The sequence below is a fragment of the Variovorax sp. MPBD4-3 genome (assembly GCF_058809745.1).
The window spans coordinates 19,638-43,163 of record NZ_JBXASW010000008.1 but is presented as its reverse complement, the minus strand read 5'-3'; the positions used below and the strand labels follow the sequence as shown (position 1 = coordinate 43,163).

The window sequence follows — 23,526 nt, the reverse complement described above, 5'->3', positions numbered from 1 at the left end:
AGGAGCGTGCGCTGCCTGCTCAGCCTTCGTGCGCCACCATGCGCCCGATCTCGGGCCATCGGCCGTGCAGCCACACCCAGGCGACGAGTCCGATGGCGAGCATGGCCATGGAGGTCAGCGCCAGCGCGAGCGTGGAGTGCATCACCAGCGGCGCCACCGCGCCGGCCACGATGCCGTTGGCGGTGGAGCCGATCACCGCCTGCAGCGACGAGGCCATGCCGCGGCGCTCGGGGTGCAAATCGAGCACCAGCAGCGTGACCACCGGCACCATCAGCGCCCAGCCGAAGGCGAACACCGCCAGCGGCCACAGCGCCCATGCCACGTGCGCCTGGAAGAAGGTGTTGGCTACCACGTTGACCACCGAGGTGACCAGCATGATGAGAAAGCCGTCGCGGATCTGCCGCTTGGGCGCCACCTTGCCCGCCATGCGCCCGCTGGCGCGCGCGCCGAGCATGATGCCGCCGATGGTCAGCAGGAAGAACCAGAAGAACTGCTGCGGCTGCAGCGCGAGGTGGTCGCCGAGGAACGCGGGCGCGGCCAGCACGTAGAGGAACATGCCGTTGAAGGGCACACCGCTGGCAAAGGCCAGCAGCAGGAAGCGCGGGTCGGAGCACAGGTCCCAGTAGCCGCGCATCAGGTGGCGCACCTGGAAGGGCTGGCGGTGGTCCTTGTGCAGTGTCTCGGGCAGCAGCTTGTAGTTGGCCGTGAACAGCACCACGCCCACCGCCACCAGGAACCAGAACACCGCATGCCAGCCCGCGTGCACGAACAGGAAGCCGCCCACGATGGGCGCGATGGCCGGCGCCACGCCGAAGTAGATCGTGACCTGGCTCATCACCCGCTGCGCCTCGGCGGGCGGGAACATGTCGCGGATCACCGCGCGCGAGACCACGATGCCCGCTCCGGTCGACAGTCCCTGCAGTCCGCGGAACAGCACCAGCTGCGTGATGTTCTGCGACAGCGCACAGCCCAGCGACGCCAGCGTGAACACCGCCAGGCCCCACAGCACCACCGGGCGGCGCCCGAAGCTGTCCGACAGCGCGCCGTGGAACAGGTTCATGAACGCGAAGCCGAACAGGTAGGCCGAGAGCGTCTGCTGCATCTCTGCAGGCGTGGCGCCGATCGACTGCGCGATGCCGGAGAACGCCGGGATGTAGGTGTCGATCGAGAAGGGCCCGAGCATGCCCAGCACGGCGAGCAGCACGGCAAGCGCCCAGCGCGGGGCCTGCCAGAGTTTGTCTGCATCGGGATTCATGGAAAGGCAGCTCCGTTGTACTTGTTGTCTGTCTACGAAAAAGAGAACGCCCGCCGCCCGTATGAGGGGCAAGGCGGGCGCTTTGGCTTCAGCGAACCCGGATTACAGGGTGTCGATGAAGCTGCGCAGCTTGTCCGAACGGCTCGGGTGCTTCAGCTTGCGCAGCGCCTTGGCTTCGATCTGGCGGATGCGCTCGCGGGTCACGTCGAACTGCTTGCCGACTTCTTCCAGCGTGTGGTCGGTCGACATTTCGATGCCGAAGCGCATGCGCAGCACCTTGGCTTCGCGCGGCGTGAGCGAGTCGAGGATGTCCTTGACCACGTCGCGCAGGCCGGCCTGCATGGCGGCTTCGATGGGCGCCGTGTTGCTGCTGTCCTCGATGAAATCGCCCAGGTGCGAATCGTCGTCGTCGCCGATGGGGGTTTCCATCGAGATCGGCTCCTTGGCGATCTTCATGATCTTGCGGATCTTGTCTTCCGGGATCTCCATCTTCGCGGCCAGGATGCCGGCGTCGGGCTCGAAGCCGAACTCCTGCAAGTGCTGGCGCGAAATGCGGTTCATCTTGTTGATCGTCTCGATCATGTGCACCGGGATGCGGATGGTGCGCGCCTGGTCGGCGATCGAGCGGGTGATGGCCTGGCGGATCCACCACGTCGCATAGGTCGAGAATTTGTAGCCGCGACGGTATTCGAACTTGTCGACCGCCTTCATCAGGCCGATGTTGCCTTCCTGGATCAGGTCCAGGAACTGCAGGCCGCGGTTGGTGTACTTCTTGGCGATGGAGATCACGAGGCGCAGGTTGGCCTCGATCATTTCCTTCTTGGCATCGCGCGAAGAAGACTCGCCTTCGTTCATGCGCTTGTTGATGTCCTTGAGCTGCGTGAGCGGCACCACCACGCGCGACTGGATGTCGGCGAGCTTCTGCTGCAGTTCCTGCACCGGCGGGATGTTGCGCCCGAGCACCGTGCTCCACGGCTTGCCGGCGGCGGCCTGCTTCTCGACCCACTTGAGGTTCAGCAGGTTGGACGGAACGACGTTGCCGTTCTTGTCGAAGCCGCTGAAGTCGCGGATGAACTCTTCCTGCGGGAAGCCGCACTTGTCCACGATGATGCGGCGCAGCTCGCGTTCCTTCTTGCGGACGTCGTCCACCTGCGTGCGCACCAGGTCGCACAGCTTCTCGATGGTGCGGGCGGTGAAGCGGATGGTCATCAGCTCGTCCGACATGGCCTGCTGGGCCTTGGCGTACGCCGGCGTGCCGTAGCCTTCCTTGTCGTAGATCTTGTGGACCTTCTCGAACAGGGCGGCGATGCGGTCGAAGCGCTCGAGCGCGTCGCGCTTGAGTTCCTCGAGCTTCTTGGTCAGGGCCTTGGAGCCGCCCTTGCCGTCGTCGTCGTCTTCCTCGTCGAATTCGTCGAAGTCTTCCTCGGCCACGTAGTCGTCGGCCTCGTTGGGGTTCGAGAAGCCGTCGACGATGGTCGAGATGACGACCTTGCCTTCACGGATCTCGGCGGCCAGGCGCAGGATTTCGGCGATGGTGGCGGGGGAGGCCGAGATGGCTTCCATCATGGCCATCAGGCCGCCTTCGATGCGCTTGGCGATTTCGATTTCGCCTTCGCGGGTCAGCAGCTCGACCGTGCCCATTTCGCGCATGTACATGCGCACGGGGTCGGTGGTGCGGCCGAACTCGCTGTCCACCGTGGACAGGGCCGCTTCGGCTTCTTCCTCGGCTTCTTCCACCGTGGTGGCGGTGGGCGCGGTGTTGTTCAGCAGCAGGGTCTCGGCGTCGGGCGTCTGCTCGTACACCGCCACGCCCATGTCGTTGAGCATGGTGACCACGACTTCCATGGTCTCGGCGTCGACCAGCTTGTCGGGCAAGTGGTCGGAGATTTCGCCGTGCGTGAGGTAGCCGCGGGTCTTGCCCAGCGTGATCAGGGTCTTCAGGCGCGAGCGGCGCTTGGCCAGGTCTTCTTCGGAGAGCACGGTCTCGTCGAGGCCGAACTCCTTCATCAAGGCGCGTTCCTTCGCCTTGCTGATCTTCATTCGAAGCGGCTTGACCTTCTCTTCGGTGGTCGTGGCTGCCGCGGGTTCGTCGCCGGCCAGGTCGTCCTCGATGTCCGACAGGTCGATGTCGCTCTCGGGCGCGTCCTTGTCAGCCTTGGGCTTGCGGCCGCGCTTGGCGCCGGTGGAGGCAGCGGCGCCGGCGGCCTTGGGCGGGCGCCCGACTTTCTTGGCGGCGGGGGCGGCGGCTTTTTTGGGATCGTCGAGAGAGGTCGATTTCGTGGGCACGGTTTTCACTTTCGTTGCGGCTGCCGATTTGGTTGCGGCGGCACCCGTCTTAGTTGCCGGCGACTGGCCGGCTTTCAACGGTTTTTCTGCTGCGGGCGTGGTGGCGACGCTTTTGGCAAGTGAAGGAGCAGGCTTCTTTGAACTGGGCATACGACCTCGTTACGGCAAGAAAAGACAAGCGGAATCACAGGCGCGCCGTCACGCAGACAGCGCCACCACGCCCGTGCACAGGCACGGACAAAACAATTGGGAAAGAGGAAGTAATTCCTCAACAGGCAAGATGTCGGGCGAACATTTGGTGTGCAGTCCTTGCGGTTATTGACCCTTTCCGCCGGAATTTACCGTTGGAGTGCGTTGCGCTAGGGGTCGGCCCGGAGGTGCTGCTGTCGCTCTTGCCTAATTTCGCCAGTTGCGAAGCCCTACATTATAGCGCGTTGCGCAAATTTCAAGCACTTTCTGTACCGGACGGGCGCAGGCGGTTGCGCAATTCGAGCCGGCGCGCCTCCAGCGCCTTGTAGCGCTCCAGGGCCTTCGGGTCCTTGCCCACGGCCGCGATGGCCTCGCTCTGCTGGGCTTTCAGGCGGTCGTCGAGCATGAAGTCGAGCACGCTGGTCAGCTCCTTGGCGGCGTCTGCCAGGTGCTGTTCTTCCTCGCCCTCGGGCACCGGTCCGGCTTCGGACACGGCCATGAGCCGCTCGGCCAGCGGCTCGAATTCGAGCCCGCGCAGGCCCTCGCGCAGCGCCGCCCAGGGCTGTACGCCGTGCTCGTGCAGCTGGCTGTCGAGCCAGGTGAAGAGGGCGCCGTGGGCGCCGGGCAGGTCGCACAGCATCAGGTGCAGCTCGTGCGAAAGCGCCTCCCACTGCGCCATGTTCGACAGCAGCAGCCGCACCGCCACGTCGGGCCGGCTGGGCGGGGTGCCGCGGCCGCGCAGCGGTTCGATGGGTTCCTCGAACTTGCCGCCCCAGCGCTTGCCCTTGGTGAACTTGCGCTGCGGCTGGAACTTGGGCTTGCTATCGCTTTCATAGCGCGGCGGCTCGTAGTCCTGCGGCGGCATGTCGGGGTAGTAGTCGTCGCCGCCGCCCGTGTACATGGGCGGCTCGTTGTGGCGCTGTCCGGCGGAGGCGCCGCCAGGCTTGCGCGGGCCGGGCGTGGAGGCCCACAGCTCCGAGAGCGCCGCCGCGTCCAGCTGCACCAGCGTGGCGATCTCGCTCAGCAGCTGCCGCTTGAGCGCGCCGTCTGGCATCGCGCTCCAGAGCGGGCGCACGTTGCTGGTCATGTGGGCGCGGCCTTCGGCGGTGGTCAGGTCGCAGCCTTCGCGGGCGGCCTCGAGCATGAAGCGCGACAGCGGGGTGGCCTCGGCCACGAAGCGGGCGAAGGCTTCGGCGCCGTGTTCGCGGATGAAGCTGTCGGGGTCGTGCTCGGCCGGCAGGAACAAGAACTTGATGCTGCGCACATCGGTGGCGTAGGGCAGCGCGCCGTCGAGCGCCTTGCGCGCGGCGCGGCGGCCGGCGGCGTCGCCGTCGAAGCTGAACACCACCGATTCGGTGAAGCGGAAGAGCTTTTGCACATGCTCGCTCGTGCAGGCCGTGCCCAGCGTGGCCACCGCATTCGGAAAGCCGAGCTGCGCCAGCGCCACCACGTCCATGTAGCCCTCGGTGACCAGTGCGTAGCCCCGGTCGCGGAAGGCGGCGCGGGCTTCATAGAGGCCGTAGAGCTCGCGGCCCTTGCTGAACACGGGCGTCTCGGGCGAGTTCAGGTACTTGGGCTTTTCGTCGCCCAGCACCCGGCCGCCGAAGCCGATGCATTCGCCCTTCACGTTGCGGATCGGGAACATCACGCGGTCGCGGAAGCGGTCGTAGCGCTTGGCTTCCTCCTCGCTGAGCTTGCCTTCCTCGTTGTTGACGATCACCAGGCCGCTCTCGGCGAGCAGCGGGTCGTCGTAGTCGGGGAACACGCTGGCCAGCGCGCGCCAGCCGGCCGGCGCATAGCCGATGCCGAACTGCTTGGCCACTTCGCCGGACACGCCCCGGCCCTTCAGGTATTCGATGGCGCCAGGCGCCTGGCGCAGGTGCTTGCGGTAGGCGTCGCCGGCCTTTTCGAGCACGTCGGTCAGCGTCGCCTGCTTCTGGCGCTGGCTGGCCGCGCGGGCGCGCTCGGCGGGGGAGGCGTCGTCTTCGGGCACCTGCAGGCCGTACTGCCCGGCCAGGTCATGCACCGCCTCGACGAAGCCCATGCCCGCATGCTCCATCAGGAAGCCGATGGCGTTGCCATGCACCCCGCAGCCGAAGCAGTGATAGAACTGCTTGGTCGGGCTGACGGAGAAAGAGGGCGATTTCTCGCCGTGGAACGGGCACAGGCCCATGAAATTGGCGCCGGCCTTCTTGAGCTGCACATAGCGGCCGACGATTTCGACCACATCGGCGCGCGCGATGAGTTCCTGGATGAATGAAGCGGGGATGGTCATGTAGGCGAAGAGCGGCAAATCATACGCAAGCCGCCGAACGCCCGGGGCCGGGCGGCATACTGGCCGCGACCGAAATCCACGCATGACGATGTCCAACCCCTTGCAACATGCTGCTCCCGTGCTGCGCCACCCCGTGCGATTCGCCTGGGAAGCGCTGAAGGAATTCCGCGCCAACCAGGGCCTGCTGCTCGCGGGCGCGGTGGCTTACTACGCGCTCCTGTCCATCGTGCCGCTGCTGATCGTGAGCGTGATCGCGCTGTCGCACGTCATCGAGCAGGCCGAATTGCTGCGCACCATCGGGCGGTACCTCGAATGGCTGCTGCCGGGGCAGTCGAAGGCCATCGTGGCCGAGCTGTCGAGTTTCCTGGACCACCGCGACGTGCTCGGGCCGGTGCTGCTGGTGACGATGATCTTCTTCAGCTCGCTGGCCTTCAGCGTGCTCGAGAGCGCAATGGCGGTGTTCTTCCACCACCGCAAGGCCGCCCACAAGCGCCATTTCCTCGTGTCGGTGGCCATGCCGTACGTCTACATCCTGTGCCTGTGCGTGGGGCTGCTGCTGGTCACGCTGGTGTCGGGCGCGCTGCAGCTGGTGGGGCAGGAGAGCGTCGACCTGTTGGGCCACAGCTGGTCGCTGTCGGGCATTTCGGGGCTTCTGCTGTACCTGCTGGGGCTGGGCGGCGAGATCTTCATGCTGACCTCGCTCTACCTCGTGATGCCGGCCGGGCGCATGTCGCTGCGGCATGCGCTGCTGGGCGGCGTGACGGCCGCGCTGCTGTGGGAGGCCACGCGGCGCGTGCTGATCTGGTACTTCTCGACGCTGTCGCAGGTGAACGTGGTCTACGGCTCGCTCACCACGGCGATCGTGGTGCTGCTGAGCCTGGAGATTGCGGCCACCCTGGTGCTGCTGGGGGCCCAGGTGATCGCGCAGTACGAGCGCCTGGACCGCACCGGCAGCACCAAGCCGCCAGCCTCGGAGGTCAGCGGGGAGCCAATCGAATCGCTCCGTCCAGACGAATCACCTCGCCGTTGAGCATGTCGTTCTCGATGATGTGCTTTGCCAGCTTGGCGTAGTCCTCGGGCGTGCCCAGGCGGGAAGGGAAGGGCACGCTGGCGGCCAGGGCGTCCTGCACTTCCTGCGGCATGCCGAACAGCATGGGCGTGCCGAAGATGCCGGGGGCGATGGTCATGTTGCGGATGCCGCTGCGCGCGAGGTCGCGGGCGATCGGCAGCGTCATGCCGACCACGCCGCCCTTGGAGGCGCTGTAGGCCGCCTGGCCGATCTGGCCGTCGTAGGCCGCGACCGAGGCGGTTGAAATCAGCACACCGCGCTCGCCGGTGGCTTCGGGCTCGTTCTTGCCCATGGCGTCGGCCGCCAGGCGGATCATGTTGAAGCTGCCGATCAGGTTGACCGTGACGGTCTTGCTGAACACCGCCAGCGCGTGCGGGCCGTTCTTGCCCACGGTCTTCTCGGCCGGCGCGATGCCGGCGCAGTTGACCAGCCCGACCAACTTGCCGAGCTTGAGCGCGGCGGCCACCACGGCCTGGCCGTCGGCTTCCTGGCTCACGTCGCACTTGACGAACACGCCGCCGATTTCCTTGGCAACGGCTTCGCCCTTGTCAGCCTGCATGTCGGCGATGACCACCTTGCCGCCGTTGGCGGCCAGCATGCGCGCCGTGCCTTCGCCGAGGCCCGAAGCGCCACCGGTCACGATAAAAACCTTGCCGTCGATCTGCATAAAAAGTCTCCTGGGATAAGCCTTTCATTATCGAAGACGCCCGCCAGGCCAAAAAAAAGGCCTCATCCGAAGATGAGGCCCTGAATTGGATCCGTGAGGACCCAAGGAGACAACTGGTGGTGGTCGGCGGCTCAGCGCTTGCGCGAAGCGGTCGCGGTCTTCGCGGCGGCGACGGCTTGGTTCGACACGGCGTTGAAGTTGGCTTCGGCGACGTCCGACGCCTGCTTGACGGCCTTCTGGACCGATTCGAAAGCGTTGTTGGCGGCGGCCACGGCGCTCTTCATCACGGCGACGGCGGTTTCCGAACCGGCCGGGGCATTCTTGGAAGCGCTGTCGACGAGGCCGACGAAGGCTTGCTGGGCTTCGGTGGCCTTGGCTTCGAATGCCTTGCCGAACTCGGCGCCGGTGCCTTGGGCGATGTCGTACAGGTGACGGCTGTAGGCGGCGGTCTTTTCAGCCAGGGGCTGGAACAGGCTGGCTTGCAGCGTCAGCAGTTCTTGCGCGTCCTTCACGCTCAGGGCGGCCTGGGCGGTGCTCTGGGCTTCGGCCAGGGCTGCCTTGGAAGCGGTCACGTTCAGTTCGACCAGCTTTTCGACGCCTTCGAATGCCTTGGTGGTCAGGCCGAACAGGGTTTCGAGGTTGGCCTTTTGGGCGGCGAGGATTTGGTCAGCGGTCAGGGCCATTTGAGATCTCCAGAAGGGATGATTGGGTGGTCGGTTCACGTTGCGCTGTCTCGCCGTCTATGTTGCGGTGCAGCATGGTCTCAAGTATAGGCAGCTGGTTTTTGCGGGCAAGGGGTTTTTGCTGCTCTGCAGCAATTTAGAACCCGTCTTCTAAATTCGGCCTGCCGCTCCAGAATGCAGCCATGCGCGCTTTCTATTCCGGCCAGTTCGTCCTGCCCCTGCCCGAGGGCCATCGCTTTCCCATGTCGCGCTACGCCATGCTGCGCGACCGCCTGCTGGAGCAGCTTCCGGCCGTGGTGATGGACGTGGCCCCGCGCGCCGGCGACGACGAACTGGCGCTCGCCCACACGGCCGAATGGATCTCCGCCGTCAGCGACGGCAGCGTCAGCCCGCAGGCGATGCGAGAGATCGGCTTTCCCTGGAGCGAGGCGATGGTCGAGCGCTCGCGCCGTTCCGCCGGCGCCACCGTCGCGGCCTGCCGCGCGGCCTTCTCGGAGGGCGTGTCGGCCAACATGGCCGGCGGCACGCATCACGCCTACGCCGACAAAGGCAGCGGCTTCTGCGTCTTCAACGACGCCGCCGTGGCTGCCCGGCTCATGCAGGCGGAGCACGCCCGCGCCGGGCAGTTGCTCCGGGTGGCGGTGGTCGATCTCGACGTGCACCAGGGCAACGGCACCGCGAGCATCTTCCAGGGCGACCCGAGCGTGTTCACGCTGTCGCTGCACGGCCAGAAGAACTTTCCCTTCCGCAAGGAGACGAGCGACCTCGATGTCGAATTGCCCGACGGCTGCGGCGACGCCGAGTACCTTGCCGCGCTGGAGCACGCCCTTGACGAGTTCGATCGGCGCTTCGCCCCCGGTCTCGTGATCTATCTCGCCGGCGCCGATCCCTTCGAGCGCGACCGCCTGGGCCGCCTCAAGCTCAGCTTCGACGGGCTGGAGGCGCGCGACCGGCGCGTCTTCGACTGGGCCTGGCAGCGCCGCCTGCCGATGGCGTTTGCCATGGCCGGCGGCTATGCCAGCGACATCGCGGAGACGGTGCAGGTGCAGGTCGGCACCTTCAGGGTGGCCCTGGAGTACTGGCGCCGCTGGCAAAATGCCGCGCGATGAGCGCCACCACCAAACCCACCCCGCATACACGCGACGGCTATCGCGCCTTTCGCAGCATCCCGACGCGCTGGGCCGACAACGACATGTACGGCCACGTCAACAACGTCGTCTACTACAGCTGGTTCGACACTGCGGTCAACGCGCTGCTGATCGAGCGCGGCGCGCTCGACATCCATCAGGGCCAGACCATCGGCTTCGTGGTCGAGACCCAATGCAACTACTTCGCTCCCATCGCGTTTCCCCAGACGGTGGAGGCGGGCATCCGCGTCGCGCAGGCCGGCCGCTCCAGCGTGCGCTACGAGATCGCGCTGTTCGCCGAGGGCTCTGACAGCGCAGCGGCGCAAGGCCACTTCATCCACGTCTACGTCGACCGCGCCACCCAGCGCCCTGTGCCGCTGCCAGAGGCCTTGCAGCAGGTGGTGGACTGGCTCAAGGCCTGAGCGGACAACCAGCTCTTCAACGAGAAACGGCGCCCGAGGGCGCCGTTCCGTCTGTTGAAGGCGCTCAGGCCTTACATCGTCTTCTTCATGGCCTTGATGTCGGCCTTGCCCTTGTCTTCGTCAGCCTTGGCCTGGTTCACGCAGGCGCTCTTGGCGTCGCCCTTCTGGTCGTCGCACTTTTCCTTGGCGACCTCGTAGGTGGCCTTCACCTTTTCCTCGGCGACCTTGCGGGCATGGCTGTCGCTCGGCTGATATTGCTGTTCCAGCTCGGCCTTGGCCACGTCTTCCTTGCCCTTGGCTTCCTTCTGGCAGACATCCTTGGCGTTGTCCTTCATCGTGTCGCACTGGGTCTTGGCGACCTTGTAGTCGGCCTCGATCTTTTCCTTGGCGACCTTGTATTCGTCCTTGGTCATCGCGCTGGCTTGCGTGGCGACGAAGCAGGTGGATGCCAGGGCGAGCATCAGCAGGTGTTTTTTCATATGAGTTTTCCTTCAGGGAGATGTTGAAACAGGGTTCGGTTCAGCGAACGGCTCAGTAGCGCTCGAACCAGAGTGCATCGGGCGTGCGGCCGTCGCGGGATTCCCACTCCTTGACCTGCTTCTCCGCCTCATCGCGGCTGATGCCGTGGCGCTCCTGGATGCGGCCCAGCAGTTGGTCGCGCTTGCCGGCAATGACATCGAAGTCGTCGTCGGTCAGCTTTCCCCATTGCTCCTTGACCTTGCCCTTGAGCTGTTTCCAGTTGCCTTCGATGGTGTCCTTGTTCATGCGACTCTCCTTTGAGATGTTGATCCGGCGGACTGTTGCGCCGCCGTGAAGTCAATGTCGCCGGGTCGATTCACCCCCGTGGTAGGACGTGCTGTCCGGGCCTCGTAGGCAGAGGCCGACGCCTCCCGTGATAATCGAGCGGACGCCGAAAGTTTGAGACACCGCATCGCGTACAGCACCATGATCATTCACAGCCTGCTCGACACCGACCTCTACAAATTCACGATGATGCAGGTCGTGCTGCACCACTTTCCCGGCGCCCGGGTCGAGTACCGCTTCAAGTGCCGCAACCCCGGTGTCGACCTGGCCCAGTTCGCGGGCCAGATCCGCGACGAGGTGCGCAGCCTGTGCTCGCTGCAGTTCCGCGACGCCGAGCTCGCCTACCTGCGCTCCATGCGCTTCATCAAGAGCGACTTCGTCGACTTCCTCGGGCTCTTCAGGCTCAACGAGAAGTACATCAACATCATTCCCCAGCCCTCGGGCGAGCTCGAGATCCGCATCAAGGGGCCGTGGCTGCACACCATCCTGTTCGAGATCCCGGTGCTGGCCATCGTCAACGAGGTCTATTTCCGCAACACCCGCAAGAAGCCCGATTTCGAAGAGGGCCGCCGCCGGCTCGAGACCAAGATCGCGCAACTGCAGGACGAGGGCCTGGCCGACCTCAAGATCGCCGACTACGGCACGCGCCGCCGCTTCTCCAAGGACTGGCATGAAGAGGTCCTGCGCACGCTCACCGCTCGGCTGGGCGCAGTCACGCCGCCGGCGGTGCAGCAGCCCACGGGCGCGCGGCTGCCGCAGCTCGCGGGCACCAGCAACGTGCTGTACGCCATGAAGCTCGGCCTGATTCCGCTGGGCACCATGGCGCACGAATACCTGCAGGCCTGCCAGGCGCTCGGCCCGCGGCTGCGCGACAGCCAGATCTTCGGCTTCGAGAGCTGGGCGCGCGAGTACCGCGGCGACCTCGGCATCGCGCTGTCCGACGTGTATGGCATGAGCGCCTTCCTGCGCGACTTCGACCTGTATTTCTGCAAGCTCTTCGACGGTGCCCGCCACGACAGCGGCGACCCGTTCCAGTGGGGCGAGCGCATGCTGGCGCATTACGTCGCCAACCGGGTCGACCCGCGCACCAAGACGCTGATCTTCAGCGACGGCCTCACGGTGCCGCGCACCATCGAGCTCTACCAGCAGTTCCGCGGCCGCTGCCAGCTGGCCTTCGGCATCGGCACCAACCTCACCAACGACCTGGGCTACGAGCCGCTGCAGATCGTCATCAAGATGATCCACTGCAACGACCAGCCGGTGGCCAAGCTGTCGGACACGCCGTCCAAGAACATGTGCGAGGACGAGAAATACCTGGCCTACCTGCGGCAGGTCTTCGAGATCGAACAACCCCCCGCCTGACGGCTGTACCCGCGCCCCGCCCCGCACGGTCTGGTACGGTACAGCCCCGATGAAAAAAACGATCCGACTGACCGCGGCCGCGGTGCCGCTGCTCCTTCTTCCCGCCCTGGCCACGGCCGCCGACTTCGACGGCGGCAAGCTGTCGCCGCTGTGGGGCGTGCCCTTCGCGGGCATCCTGCTGTCGATCGCGCTGATGCCGCTGCTTGCGCCGTCTTTCTGGCATCACCACTACGGAAAGATATCCGCGGCCTGGGCCCTGGCCTTCCTGCTGCCCTTTGCCGCCACCTACGGCGCGACGCTGGCCGGCGTGCAGCTGGTGCATGCGCTGGTGGCCGAGTACATCCCGTTCATCATCCTGCTGACGGCGCTGTTCACCGTGGCGGGCGGCATCCATATCCGGGGCAACCTGCGCGGCGCGCCGGGGCTCAACACGGCCATCCTTGCCATCGGCGCGGTGCTCGCAAGCTTCATGGGCACCACGGGGGCCTCGATGCTGCTGATACGGCCGCTGATCCGCGCCAACGACAACCGCGTGCACAGGGTGCATGTGATCGTGTTCTTCATCTTCATCGTGTCGAACGCGGGCGGCTCGCTCACGCCGCTGGGCGATCCGCCGCTGTTCCTCGGCTTCCTGAAGGGCGTCAGCTTTTTCTGGACCGTGCAGAACATCCTGCCCGAGACGCTCTTCATCCTGTCCGTGCTGCTGGCGTTGTTCTATTTCATCGACCGCCACTACTACCGCAAGGAAGGCGTGCTGCCGGTTGACCCGACGCCGGACACGACGGGCATCCGCTTCGACGGCGCCGCCAACTTCTGGCTGCTGGGCGGCATCGTCGCGCTGGTGCTGATGAGCGGCTTCTGGAAGTCGCCCGTGGTGTTCGACGTCTTCGGCACCGAAGTCGGCCTGCCGGGCCTGCTGCGCGACGTGGGGCTGGCGCTGATCGCGGTGGTCTCGTACAAGCTCACCGCGCCCAAGGTGCACGCGGACAACCAGTTCGAATGGGGCCCGATGGCCGAGGTGGCCAAGCTGTTCGCGGGCATCTTCCTGACCATCATCCCGGTGATCGCGATGCTCAAGGCCGGCACGCAAGGCCCGTTCGGCGCCATCGTCTCGGCCGTGACGCGCGCCGACGGCCAGCCCGATCCGGCGATGTACTTCTGGGCCACCGGCTTGCTGAGTTCCTTCCTCGACAACGCGCCGACCTACCTCGTGTTCTTCAACACCGCTGGCGGCGATCCGGCCACGCTGATGACCACCTATGCCTCCACGCTGGCCGCCATTTCGGCCGGGGCGGTGTTCATGGGCGCCAACACCTACATCGGCAACGCGCCGAACCTCATGGTCAAGGCCATCGCCGAAAGCCGCGGCGTGCGCATGCCGAGCTTCTTCGGGTACATGGCATGGTCGATGGCGATCCTGGTTCCGCTGTTCGTCATCTGCACCTTCATCTTCTTCCGCTGATCTTCTTCCTTCGACAAGAGACAACATCATGAGCAAGCCCAAGATCCTGGTCGCGCGCGCGATCTTTCCCGAGACCATCGAGCGCCTGTCGCAGCATTTCGAGGTCGAGTCGAACCAGTCCGACGAAAGCTGGAGCAAGGATCAGCTCATCGCGAAGCTGCAGGGCAAGGCGGGCGCCTTCACCACCGGCAGCGAGCGCATCGACGCCGCCGTGCTCGACGCCTGCCCCGACCTGAAGATCTGCGCCAACATGGCGGTGGGCTACAACAACTTCGACGTCGACGCGATGGCCGCGCGCGGCGTGCTCGGCACCAACGCGCCCGACGTGCTGACCGAGACCACGGCCGACTTCGGCTTCGCGCTGCTCATGGCCACGGCACGCCGCATCACCGAGAGCGAACACTTCCTGCGCGCGGGCAAGTGGCAGAAATGGAGCTTCGACATGTTCGCGGGCTCCGACATCCACGGCTCCACGCTGGGCATCATCGGCATGGGCCGCATCGGGCAGGGCATTGCGAAGCGCGGCGCGCACGGCTTCGGCATGAAGGTGGTCTATCACAACCGCTCGAAGCTCGACGCCTCGCTCGAGGCCGAATGCAAGGCCAGCTACGTGAGCAAGGAAGAGCTGCTCAAGACCGCCGACCACGTGGTGCTGGTGGTGCCGTACTCGGCGGCTTCGCACCACACCATCGGCGCGGCCGAAATTGCGCTGATGAAGCCGACGGCCACGCTCGTCAACATCGCGCGCGGCGGCATCGTGGACGACGCGGCACTGGCTGTTGCATTGCGCGAGAAGCGCATTGCCGCCGCCGGCCTCGACGTGTTCGAGGGCGAGCCCAAGGTCCATCCCGACCTGCTGACCGTGCCCAACGTGGTGCTCACGCCGCACATCGCCAGCGCCACCGTGCCCACGCGCCGCGCGATGGCCGACCTGGCAGCCGACAACCTCATCGCCTACTTCGGCGGCAAGGGACCGCTGACACCGGTCACGCCCGTGCCGGCCGCCCGCAAGTAAGAAGCAAGAGGCGACAACCAGACCTTGGACACTGCCCTTATCCTGATCGGACTGGCCGTACTCGCGGCCGTCCAACTCGTGCTGCTGATCTGGCTGCTGGCCCGCCGGCAGCCCCCGGCCGACCACAGCGACCTGCTGCGCGTGCTTGCCAACATCGGCTCGGCCAACGAGCGCACCGAGCGCGAACTGCGCCGGGAAATCGCCGACAGCTCGCGCGGTGCCCGCCAGGAAACCACGCAGGCCTTTGCCACCTTCCAGCGCGCGCTGGTGCAGCAGGGCGCCGAGGCCACGCGCACGCAGAGCGCGCAGCTCGATGCCTTTTCGCTGCAGCTCGCGTCGCTGCAGAAGACGCTGGCCGACACGCTCAATACGCAATTGCAGGGCCTGAGCGAATCGAACGCACGCCGCCTTTCGGAGGTGCGCGCGACCATGGAGTCCCAGCTCGCGCAACTGCAGCAGACCAATGCCGCCAAGCTCGACGAGATGCGCAAGACCGTCGACGAGAAGCTGCAGAGCACGCTCGAAACCCGGCTGGGCGAAAGCTTCAAGCAGGTGGCCGACCGGCTCGAGCAGGTGCACAAGGGGCTCGGCGAAATGCAGACGCTCGCCGTCGGCGTCGGCAGCCTGCAGCGGGTGCTGACCAACGTGAAGACGCGCGGCGTGTTCGGGGAGGTGCAGCTCGAGGCCTTGCTCGAGCAGGTGCTCACGCCCGACCAGTTCGCCAAGCAGATCGAGACCAAGCCGCGCAGCGGGCAGCGCGTCGACTTCGCGATCCGCTTTCCGGGGCGAGGCGAGGAGGGCGCGCCCGTGTGGCTGCCGATCGACGCCAAGTTCCCGCGCGACGACTACGAGCGCCTGATCGACGCGCACGAGCGCGCCGATGCGCCCGGCGCGGAGCTGGCCGCCAAGGCGCTGGAGGCGCGCATCCGCACCGAGGCCAAGTCGATCGCCGACAACTACCTCGCCGCGCCGCACACCACCGACTTCGCCATCCTCTTCCTGCCGGTCGAAAGCCTCTACGCCGAGGTGCTGCGCCGCCCCGGACTGATGGACGCCATCCAGCGCCAGCACCGGGTGACGCTGGCCGGCCCGACCACCTTGCTCGCCATGCTCAACAGCCTGCACATGGGCTTTCGCACGCTCGCGCTGGAGCAGCAGGCCTCCGAGGTCTGGAAGGTGCTGGGCGCGGTCAAGACCGAGTTCGAGCGCTACGGCGACTGGGTCGCGCGCATCAAGGAGCAGGTGGCCAAAGCGTCCGACACGCTCGACAAGGCCGACACGCGCGCCAAGCAGATGCGCCTGGCATTGCGCAAGGTCGAGGCCCTGCCCGAGGCGCAGTCGCAGGCGCTGCTGCCGCCCACCGCCGACAGCGAGGGCGACGACACCCCGTGAAAGGCTCCGAGCTTCTGCGCGTCATCGGCGCCCAGGTCTGCCTGCACGCCACCATGGCCGGCATGCGCCTCGCCACGCCGCTGCTGGCGCTGCAGCAGGGCTACAGCGCGGCGGCGGTCGGTGTGCTGATCTCGCTGTTCGCGCTGACCCAGGTGTTCCTGGCGTTGCCCGCAGGGCGCTTTGCCGACCGGCATGGCTTCAAGCGGCCGCTGTGGCTGTCGGTGATCGCGGCGGTGGTCGGCGCGGGGCTGGTGGTGGTGTTCCCCGTGTTCCCGGTGATGTGCCTGTCGGCCTTGCTGACCGGCGGCGCCACCGGCGCGACCGTCATTGCGCTGCAGCGGCATGTGGGCCGCTCCGCCCATGACCCGACGCAGCTCAAGCGCGTGTTCAGCTGGCTCGCCATTGCGCCTGCGGCCGCCAATTTCGTCGGGCCTTTCCTGGCCGGCATGCTGATCGACCACGCAGGCCGCGCGCCGGCGGACATGCTGGCCTTCCGCGTCTGCTTCGCGGTGATGGCCGCGCTGCCGCTGGTCTGCTGGTTGCTCGCACGCGGCGCTCACGAGCCGCCGCCCACGCCGCCGCTGGCCGGTGCCGTGCCCACGCGCGCCTGGGACCTGCTGCGCGAGCCGATGTTCCGGCGCCTGCTCTTCGTGAACTGGCTGCAGTCGTCGAGCTGGGACGTGCACGCCTTCGTGCTGCCGGTGCTGGGACACGACCGGGGCATCAGCGCTTCGGTGATCGGCTCGATCCTCGGCGCTTTCGCGGTCGCGGCGGCTGTCATTCGGGTGGTGCTGCCAGTGATCGCATCGCGCGCCTCGGAGCGCGGCGTGATCCTGAGCTCCACCGTGGTGACGGCGCTGGTGTTCGCGGTCTATCCGCTGCTCGACGCGGCCTGGGCCATGGGCGTGTGCTCGGTGATCCTGGGCTTTGCGCTGGGCGCCGTGCAGCCGATGGTGATGAGCATGCTGCACCAGATCACGCCGCACACGCGGCACGGCGAGGCGCTGGGGCTGCGGCTGATGACCATCAATGCGTCGAGCGTGGCGATGCCGATGCTCTTCGGCTCGCTCGGCGCGCTGATCGGCATTGCCGGCGTGTTCTGGGTGGTCGGCGGCGTGCTGGCGCTGGGTGCGCGCGCCACCTGGGGCCTGAAGGCCTGAGATGGCGCCGCCGCCTGCGGCGGACCCGGGTCAGAGCTTGTAGAAGCGCTTGATCGCGTTCCAGGCGTCGTCGGGCGCGTCGACGTACTCGAAGAGCTTCACGTCGCCCGGTGAAATGACGCCCTCGTCGACGAGGAAGTCGAAGTCGATCAGCCGCTTCCAGTAGTCCGAGCCGAACAGCACGATCGGCACCGGCTTCGACTTCTTGGTCTGCACCAGCGTGATCACTTCGAACAGCTCGTCGAGCGTGCCGAAGCCGCCCGGGAATGCCACCAGCGCCTTCGCACGCATCATGAAATGCATCTTGCGGATCGCGAAGTAGTGGAACTTGAAGCTCAGCGCCGGCGTGACGTACGGATTGGCTTCTTCCTCCATCGGCAGCGCGATGGCCAGGCCGACCGAGAGGCCGCCGCCTTCATGCGCGCCGCGGTTGGCCGCCTGCATGATGCCGGGGCCGCCGCCGGTGCAGACGAACAGCTTGTCCTGCGGTTCCTTGTCGTTGCTGTACTGCGCGACCAGCTTGCCGAAGGCGCGTGCCTTCTCGTAGTAGTGCGAGTTGCGCGCGAGACGGCGCCAGCGCTCGGAGGCGGCCGCATCGCCGGCCGCATCGGCCTGGGCGATCATGGCGGCGGCGTCTTCCTCGCTGCGGAAACGCGCGCTGCCGAACACCACCACGGTGTTCTCGATGCCGTGGGCGCGCTGCTCGACGTCGGGCTTCATCAGCTCGAGCTGCATGCGGATGCCGCGGGTTTCGCGGCGCAGCAGGAATTCGGGGTCGGCGAAGGCGATGCGCGAGGGATCGGGGTCGAGCGGGAGGCCCTGGTCGGCGTGGGACTGGAGCGTGGCCCAGGCGTCGGCCAGGCGTTTGTCGTGAAGATCGTGCGTGTTGTTCATGAAGAAACGGGACAGATGGACCTGCGTGATTGTGCAGCGTTGCAACCAGTGTGCCCGGAAACGAAAAAGGCTCCTTGCGGAGCCTTTCTACAGGGTGGTGGTCGATCGGCCGGTGAGGCTCAGACGCGCTTGCGGTATTCGCCGGTGCGCGTGTCGATTTCGATCTTGTCGCCTTGCGAGACGAACAGCGGCACGGGCACTTCGAAGCCGGTGGCGATCTTGGCGGGCTTCATGACCTTGCCCGAGGTGTCGCCCTTGACGGCGGGTTCGGTCCAGGTGATTTCGCGCTCGACGCTGGTCGGCAGTTCGACCGAGATGGCCTTGCCGTCGTAGAACACCACTTCGACGGCCATGCCGTCTTCGAGGTAGTTCAGGGCGTCGCCCATGTTCTCGGCTTCGACTTCGTACTGGTTGTATTCGGCGTCCATGCAGACATACATGGGGTCGGCGAAGTAGGAGTAGGTGCACTCCTTCTTGTCCAGCACGATCTGGTCGATCTTGTCGTCGGCCTTGAAGACCACTTCGGTGTTGAAGTTGGCGATCAGGCTCTTCATCTTCATGCGCACGGTGGCGGAGTTGCGGCCGCCGCGGCTGTATTCGGTCTTGAGGACGACCATCGGGTCCTTGCCGTGCATGATGACGTTGCCGGCGCGGATTTCTTGAGCGATTTTCATAACAGGGTCTCTGGATGTTGGCCGCTCGGTGCGCGGAGCCATCGACGGTATGTGCCGGTGTTGCTGGCCCCGCGGTACATGTCCCGCGGCAGGTTTAGCGGAGAGCATCACGGACCGAAGGAATCCGGGCCGAAATCCGCAAAGCCCGCTATTTTAGCTTTTTTGGCCGACCATTTCCTGCAGTTGCGTGACGAGATCGTCCTGCGCGAGGAGGCGCTCGCGGGCATTCCGGGCGGTTTCGCGCCACGGACCCTGCATTTCCAGCGGCGGCAACGGCCCGTCGCCGAAGCCGTTCCAGGCGTGGTGAAAAAGCCGCAGCGAGGGCGGGGCGCCCAGCCAGTCCAGCCAGGCGCCGAGCTTGACGTGGTGCGCGTCGTCATCCTGCGGGTAGATCTGCCAGACCAGCGGCGCGCCCGCCCAGAGCCCGCGCACCAGCGAATCCTCGCCGCGCACGAAGTTCACGTCGCAGGCCCAGAGCAGGTGGTCGAAATCGGGCTGGGTGAGATAGGGCAGGTATGAAATTGATAGCGCGCCGCGCGCTTCTTCCGCGCCGAGCAGTGCCTTGACCGCCTGAGCGGCGCGCCCGGCCGTCACCAGCAGCCGCGTGTGTTCAGGTCCGTGCGCCAGTTGTGCCAGCAGCGCGGCCAGCGCCGGCGGCTCGTAGCAGAACAGCGACACCAGGCGCTCGCCGGCTTGCCACGGAATCTGCCGTTCGGAAAGCCACCGTGTGCGGTCGAAGCCGGCCTGCCGCGCCGCAAGGTCGGTCTCCCGAAGCAGGCCGCCGGTCGCGGGCGTGAAGCCAGGGTAGAAGAAGCGCTTGGTCAACCCTGCGCCCGGACCCCGGAACACCGGGGAGGGCAAGCCGTGCAGCCGTTCCACGTACGGCTCGGCCGACAGGTATTCGAGATTGATCCAGGCCTTGCCCGGTGTTTCTGCAAAACGCGCGATCAGCTCCGGCGCCGGTTCGCAGCCGAAGGCCTCGACCAGCACGTCGGGCGGGGGCTGCGCCACGGCTGCCTGCAGCGCGGCGGCATCCAGCCAGTCGATCACTCGCACGCCTTCGTGTCCCGACGGCGCCATCCAGCGCAGCGCGGCCGCGTCGTCGATCCACAGCCGCACGCTTTGGCCGCGTACCGCCAGTTGGCAGGCCAGCCGCCAGCAGACGCCCAGGTCGCCGTGGTTGTCGATGACCCGGCAGAAGATGTCCCATTGCCTCGATTGCATAGGTCGCGAGTGTGCCCGTGTTCCGCGGCGTCGCTTGCTATGCTGGCCGGCACAACAACCACCGGAGAGAGACCATGAGGATGCAGACCTTCCGCGTCGTGAAGACCGTGCTCGCCGCGTCGCTGGCCCTATGCGGCATGACCGCCGCGCTGGCGCAGACGCCAACGCCGCCGCCATCGCTCACGCCGCAGCAGCAGCGCTTTCACGACATCTACAAGGAGCTGGTGGAAATCAACACCACCCATTCGGCGGGAGACAACACGGTGGCCGCGCGCGCCATGGAAAAGCGCCTGATCGAAGCGGGCTTCGCGCCGGGCGACATCCAGATCTTCGAGCCGTTCCCGAAGAAGGGCAACCTGGTGCTGCGCTTCAAGGGCGACGGCAGCAAGAAGCCGCTGCTCCTGCTTGCCCACATCGACGTGGTCGAGGCCCGCCGCGAAGACTGGAAGACCGATCCGTTCAAGCTGCAGGAAACCGGCGGCTACTTCACCGCGCGCGGCTCCATCGACGACAAGGCCATGGCCTCGGCGCTGGTGTCGGTGGTGGGGCAGCTCAAGCAGGAAGGCTTCAAGCCGAAGCGCGACATCATCCTCGCGCTGACCGCCGACGAAGAGCGCGGCGACGCGCTGAGCAACGGCGCCTTCTGGCTCATCAACAACAAGCCCGAACTGCTGCAGGCGGAGTTCGGCATCAACGAAGGCGGTGGCGGTGAACTGCGCGGCGGCAAGCCGAACCTGCACCGCATGCAGGTGGCCGAGAAGATGTACACCACCTACATGCTGGAAGTGCGAGACGTCGGCGGCCACAGCTCGGTGCCGACCAGGAGCAACCCGATCTACGCGCTGTCGGCGGGGCTGGAGCGGCTGGGCAATTTCAATTTCCCGGTCAAGCTGGCCGATGTCACCAAGACCTACTTCGCGCGCAGCGCGCCGTTTGCCACCGGCCAGCTGGCCGACGACATGCGCGCGGTGGGCGCTGGCAACCCCGACCCCTCGGTGATCGAGCGCATGTCGGCCAATCCGGCCTACAACGCGCAGTTCCGCACCACCTGCGTCGCGACGATGGTGCAGGCCGGCCACGCCGAGAACGCGCTGCCGCAGTCGGCCAAGGCCACGGTCAACTGCCGCATCCTGCCGCACGACGACCCCGACGAGGTCGAGCGCCTGCTGACCCAGGCGGTCGGCAACGACAAGATCGTGGTGCGCAACATGGGCAAGCCGCTGCGCAGCCCGGCATCGCCGCTGAACGGCGACCTGGTCAAGACGGTGGAGTCGCTCACCCAGCAGATGTGGCCGGGCGTGCCCGTGGTGCCGGCCATGAGCACCGGCGCCACCGACAGCCGCTTCATGCGCAATGCCGGCATCCCGATGTACGGCGTGACCGGCATGTTCCTGGAGCCCGCCGATGCGCGCGCCCACGGGCTGGACGAGCGCATAGAGATCCAGCGCCTGTACGACGGGCGCGAGTTCCTGTACCGGCTGGTCAGCGAACTCGCGAAGTAGGCATTCCTCGGCGGGGCTCGTTCCAGCCCTGCCGGTTTTGGGACGGGCGCTCTGCCGGGCCGTGCGCCGCACGCCACAATAGCCGCCATGTCAGACGTGCATTCCGATCAATTGCTCAGCGAAGTCGCGGCCTTGCCGCAGCTGCCCGGGGTCTATCGCTATTTCGACGCCGCGGGCGCGGTGCTGTATGTGGGCAAGGCGCGCAATCTCAGGAAGCGGGTCGCCAACTACTTCCAGAAGAGTCACGGCGGCACCCGCATCGGGCACATGATCTCGAAGATCGCGCGCATGGAGACCACGGTGGTGCGCTCCGAGGCCGAGGCGCTGCTGCTCGAGAACAACCTGATCAAGACGCTCAAGCCGCGCTACAACATCCTGTTTCGCGACGACAAGAGCTACCCCTATCTCAAGATCGCGTCGCACCAGTTTCCGCGGCTGGCCTACTACCGCGGCGCGGTAGACAAGAAGCACCGCTATTTCGGGCCATACCCCAGCGCCTGGGCAGTGAAGGAGTCGATCCAGCTGCTGCAGAAGGTGTTCCGCCTGCGCACCTGCGAAGACACGGTGTACGCCAACCGTACGCGGCCCTGCCTGCTGTACCAGATCAAGCGCTGCAGCGGACCCTGCGTCGGGCACATCGCGCCGGACGCCTATGCGCAGGACGTCGCCAGCGCCGAGGCCTTCCTGATGGGCGACACGCAGCTGGTGCTCTCCAAGCTGGGGCAACGCATGATGACGCACGCCGAGAAGCTCGAGTTCGAGCAGGCGGCCGAACTGCGCAACCAGATGTCGGCCATCTCGCGCGTGCTGCACCAGCAGTCGATCGAGATCGCCTCCGACAAGGACGTGGACATCCTGGCCGTGAAGGTGCAGGGCGGCAAGGCCTGCGTGAACCTGGCCATGGTGCGCGGCGGCCGCCATCTGGGCGACCGGCCGTACTTTCCCGTGCACGTGGAAGACGCGGCGCAGATCCATCACGGCGAGCTGGACGGCGACGAGGGCGACGATGCAGCTCCCGTGGCGGCCGACCCTATCGAGGTGCAGGTGCTCGAGGCCTTCATCGCCCAGCACTACATCGACGTGCCGGTGCCGGCCACGCTGGTGCTGAGCCAGCAGGTGAGCCGCGAGCTGATCGAGGCGATCTCGCAGCAGTCCGGCTCCCGCGTGACGGCCGTGTTCCAGCCGCGCGAGCAGCGCCGCCACTGGCTCGAGATGGCCGAGACCAACGCCGGCCTGCAACTGGCCCGGCTGCTGGCCGAAGAGGGCTCGCAGCAGGCGCGCACCCGCGCGCTGGCCGACGCGCTCGAGCTGGCCTCGGACGACCTCGACAACTTCCGCGTCGAGTGCTTCGACATCTCGCACACGGCCGGGGAGGCCACGCAGGCCTCCTGCGTGGTGTTCGAGCACCACGCCATGCAGAACAAGGAGTACCGCCGCTACAACATCGACGGCATCACGCCCGGGGACGACTACGCGGCCATGCGCCAGGTGCTGCACCGCCGCTACGGCAAGCTGGCCGAGGCGATGGCGGCCGAGACCGACGCGCTGCCGCCCGGCGACGCCGAGAGCGACGGCACCGAAGCCCCGCCGAAGCCCCGCACCGCGCGCATGCCCGACCTCGTGCTGGTCGACGGCGGCAAGGGGCAGGTTTCGATGGCGCGCGAGGTGTTCGGCGAACTGGGCCTGCCGCTGTCGCTGATCGTCGGCGTCGAGAAGGGCGAGGGCCGCAAGGTCGGGCTCGAGGAACTGGTGTTCGCCGACGGCCGCGAGAAGGTCTACCTGGGCAAGGACTCGGCCGCGCTGATGCTGGTGGCACAGATCCGCGACGAGGCGCACCGCTTCGCCATCACCGGCATGCGGGCCAAGCGCGCCAAGGTGCGGGTGGGCGGCAGCCAGCTCGAAGACATTCCGGGCATCGGGCCGAAGCGGCGGGCGCGGCTGCTGCAACGCTTCGGCGGCATCCGCGGCGTGGCCGCGGCGAGCGTGGAAGACATCGCCTCGGTCGAGGGCATCGCCTCCGACCTGGCGGAAGAGATCTACAAGGCGCTGCACTGAGGCGATTGC

21 protein-coding genes are annotated in these 23,526 nt (G+C 66.6%); 11 read left to right on the top strand and 10 right to left on the bottom strand.

Annotation, left to right across the window (positions count from 1 at the left end; all coding sequences use genetic code 11):
• Nucleotides 1–19: 19 nt before the first annotated feature.
• Complete coding sequence (locus tag AC1RVW_RS06880) at nt 20–1,255, bottom strand: multidrug effflux MFS transporter (RefSeq protein ID WP_081268639.1); 1,236 nt, start codon at nt 1,253–1,255, stop codon at nt 20–22.
• Nucleotides 1,256–1,357: 102 nt separating this feature from the next.
• Entirely contained in the window at nt 1,358–3,541 is a 2,184-nt protein-coding gene (gene rpoD, locus AC1RVW_RS06875) for an RNA polymerase sigma factor RpoD (protein WP_493198863.1), read from the bottom strand.
• Here rpoD and AC1RVW_RS06870 point away from each other — a divergent pair.
• Entirely contained in the window at nt 3,534–3,863 is a 330-nt protein-coding gene (locus AC1RVW_RS06870) for a hypothetical protein (protein ID WP_493198861.1), read from the top strand. The two genes, rpoD and AC1RVW_RS06870, sit on opposite strands and share 8 nt — an antisense overlap.
• Nucleotides 3,864–3,986: 123 nt before the next feature.
• On the opposite strand, the gene dnaG is transcribed toward AC1RVW_RS06870, so the two are convergent.
• Entirely contained in the window at nt 3,987–6,005 is a 2,019-nt protein-coding gene (gene dnaG / locus AC1RVW_RS06865; protein WP_493198860.1) for a DNA primase, read from the bottom strand.
• Between the two features lie 82 nt (nt 6,006–6,087).
• On the opposite strand from dnaG, the gene AC1RVW_RS06860 reads away from it, so the two are divergent.
• Nucleotides 6,088–7,035 (top strand): YihY/virulence factor BrkB family protein, encoded by a 948-nt coding sequence (locus tag AC1RVW_RS06860; RefSeq protein WP_081268641.1) that lies wholly within the window; start codon nt 6,088–6,090, stop codon nt 7,033–7,035.
• Here AC1RVW_RS06860 and AC1RVW_RS06855 read toward each other — a convergent pair.
• Together AC1RVW_RS06855 and AC1RVW_RS06850 are read right to left on the bottom strand one after the other, a co-directional pair.
• Nucleotides 6,983–7,741: a 3-hydroxyacyl-CoA dehydrogenase gene (locus tag AC1RVW_RS06855; RefSeq protein ID WP_237675241.1), complete on the bottom strand. Its 759-nt coding sequence runs from the start codon at nt 7,739–7,741 to the stop codon at nt 6,983–6,985. The genes AC1RVW_RS06860 and AC1RVW_RS06855 overlap by 53 nt on opposite strands.
• A gap of 131 nt (nt 7,742–7,872) precedes the next feature.
• The gene (locus tag AC1RVW_RS06850) at nt 7,873–8,424 is read right to left on the bottom strand and encodes a phasin family protein (protein ID WP_081268643.1); all 552 of its coding nucleotides are present in this window, start codon (nt 8,422–8,424) and stop codon (nt 7,873–7,875) included.
• A 182-nt stretch (nt 8,425–8,606) separates the two neighbouring features.
• On the opposite strand from AC1RVW_RS06850, the gene AC1RVW_RS06845 reads away from it, so the two are divergent.
• A complete protein-coding gene (locus AC1RVW_RS06845; RefSeq protein WP_493198858.1) occupies nt 8,607–9,533 on the top strand; it encodes a histone deacetylase family protein in 927 nt (308 codons plus the stop codon).
• Nucleotides 9,530–9,973: an acyl-CoA thioesterase gene (locus AC1RVW_RS06840; RefSeq protein ID WP_493198856.1), complete on the top strand. Its 444-nt coding sequence runs from the start codon at nt 9,530–9,532 to the stop codon at nt 9,971–9,973. Before AC1RVW_RS06845 ends, AC1RVW_RS06840 begins: the two co-directional genes overlap by 4 nt.
• A 71-nt stretch (nt 9,974–10,044) precedes the next feature.
• Here AC1RVW_RS06840 and AC1RVW_RS06835 read toward each other — a convergent pair whose 3' ends face one another.
• Together AC1RVW_RS06835 and AC1RVW_RS06830 are read right to left on the bottom strand one after the other, a co-directional pair.
• Entirely contained in the window at nt 10,045–10,452 is a 408-nt protein-coding gene (locus AC1RVW_RS06835) for a hypothetical protein (RefSeq protein WP_081268646.1), read from the bottom strand.
• Between the two features lie 52 nt (nt 10,453–10,504).
• Nucleotides 10,505–10,738 carry a CsbD family protein gene (locus tag AC1RVW_RS06830; RefSeq protein ID WP_081268647.1) on the bottom strand — a complete coding sequence of 78 codons (234 nt, stop codon included), beginning with the start codon at nt 10,736–10,738 and terminating at the stop codon, nt 10,505–10,507.
• Between the two features lie 180 nt (nt 10,739–10,918).
• Here AC1RVW_RS06830 and pncB point away from each other — a divergent pair, with 180 nt between their 5' ends.
• Genes pncB through AC1RVW_RS06805 form a run of 5 tightly spaced genes read left to right on the top strand, consistent with a single transcriptional unit; the run spans nt 10,919 to nt 17,168 of the window.
• On the top strand, nt 10,919–12,139 hold the full coding sequence (gene pncB / locus AC1RVW_RS06825) for a nicotinate phosphoribosyltransferase (RefSeq protein ID WP_081268648.1): 1,221 nt from the start codon (nt 10,919–10,921) through the stop codon (nt 12,137–12,139).
• A 49-nt stretch (nt 12,140–12,188) separates the two neighbouring features.
• Nucleotides 12,189–13,601: a sodium:proton antiporter gene (locus AC1RVW_RS06820; protein ID WP_493198853.1), complete on the top strand. Its 1,413-nt coding sequence runs from the start codon at nt 12,189–12,191 to the stop codon at nt 13,599–13,601.
• A 28-nt stretch (nt 13,602–13,629) separates the two neighbouring features.
• Entirely contained in the window at nt 13,630–14,616 is a 987-nt protein-coding gene (locus tag AC1RVW_RS06815) for a 2-hydroxyacid dehydrogenase (protein ID WP_493198851.1), read from the top strand.
• A 24-nt stretch (nt 14,617–14,640) separates the two neighbouring features.
• On the top strand, nt 14,641–16,008 hold the full coding sequence (locus AC1RVW_RS06810; RefSeq protein WP_493198850.1) for a DNA recombination protein RmuC: 1,368 nt from the start codon (nt 14,641–14,643) through the stop codon (nt 16,006–16,008).
• Entirely contained in the window at nt 16,005–17,168 is a 1,164-nt protein-coding gene (locus AC1RVW_RS06805; protein ID WP_081268652.1) for an MFS transporter, read from the top strand. Before AC1RVW_RS06810 ends, AC1RVW_RS06805 begins: the two co-directional genes overlap by 4 nt.
• A gap of 30 nt (nt 17,169–17,198) precedes the next feature.
• Here the strand turns inward: AC1RVW_RS06805 and AC1RVW_RS06800 are convergent, their stop codons facing one another.
• The 3 genes from AC1RVW_RS06800 to earP form a co-directional block, all read right to left on the bottom strand.
• Entirely contained in the window at nt 17,199–18,062 is an 864-nt protein-coding gene (locus tag AC1RVW_RS06800; RefSeq protein ID WP_081268653.1) for an LOG family protein, read from the bottom strand.
• A 119-nt stretch (nt 18,063–18,181) separates the two neighbouring features.
• Complete coding sequence (gene efp / locus AC1RVW_RS06795; RefSeq protein WP_081268654.1) at nt 18,182–18,736, bottom strand: elongation factor P; 555 nt, start codon at nt 18,734–18,736, stop codon at nt 18,182–18,184.
• 153 nt (nt 18,737–18,889) lie between these two features.
• Complete coding sequence (earP, locus tag AC1RVW_RS06790) at nt 18,890–19,960, bottom strand: elongation factor P maturation arginine rhamnosyltransferase EarP (protein ID WP_493198847.1); 1,071 nt, start codon at nt 19,958–19,960, stop codon at nt 18,890–18,892.
• 74 nt (nt 19,961–20,034) lie between these two features.
• Between earP and AC1RVW_RS06785 the strand changes: the two genes are divergently transcribed.
• Both AC1RVW_RS06785 and uvrC read left to right on the top strand, forming a co-directional pair.
• Entirely contained in the window at nt 20,035–21,462 is a 1,428-nt protein-coding gene (locus tag AC1RVW_RS06785; RefSeq protein WP_409195859.1) for a M20/M25/M40 family metallo-hydrolase, read from the top strand.
• 87 nt (nt 21,463–21,549) lie between these two features.
• On the top strand, nt 21,550–23,517 hold the full coding sequence (gene uvrC, locus AC1RVW_RS06780) for an excinuclease ABC subunit UvrC (RefSeq protein WP_493198844.1): 1,968 nt from the start codon (nt 21,550–21,552) through the stop codon (nt 23,515–23,517).
• The last annotated feature ends 9 nt before the right edge of the window (nt 23,518–23,526 follow it).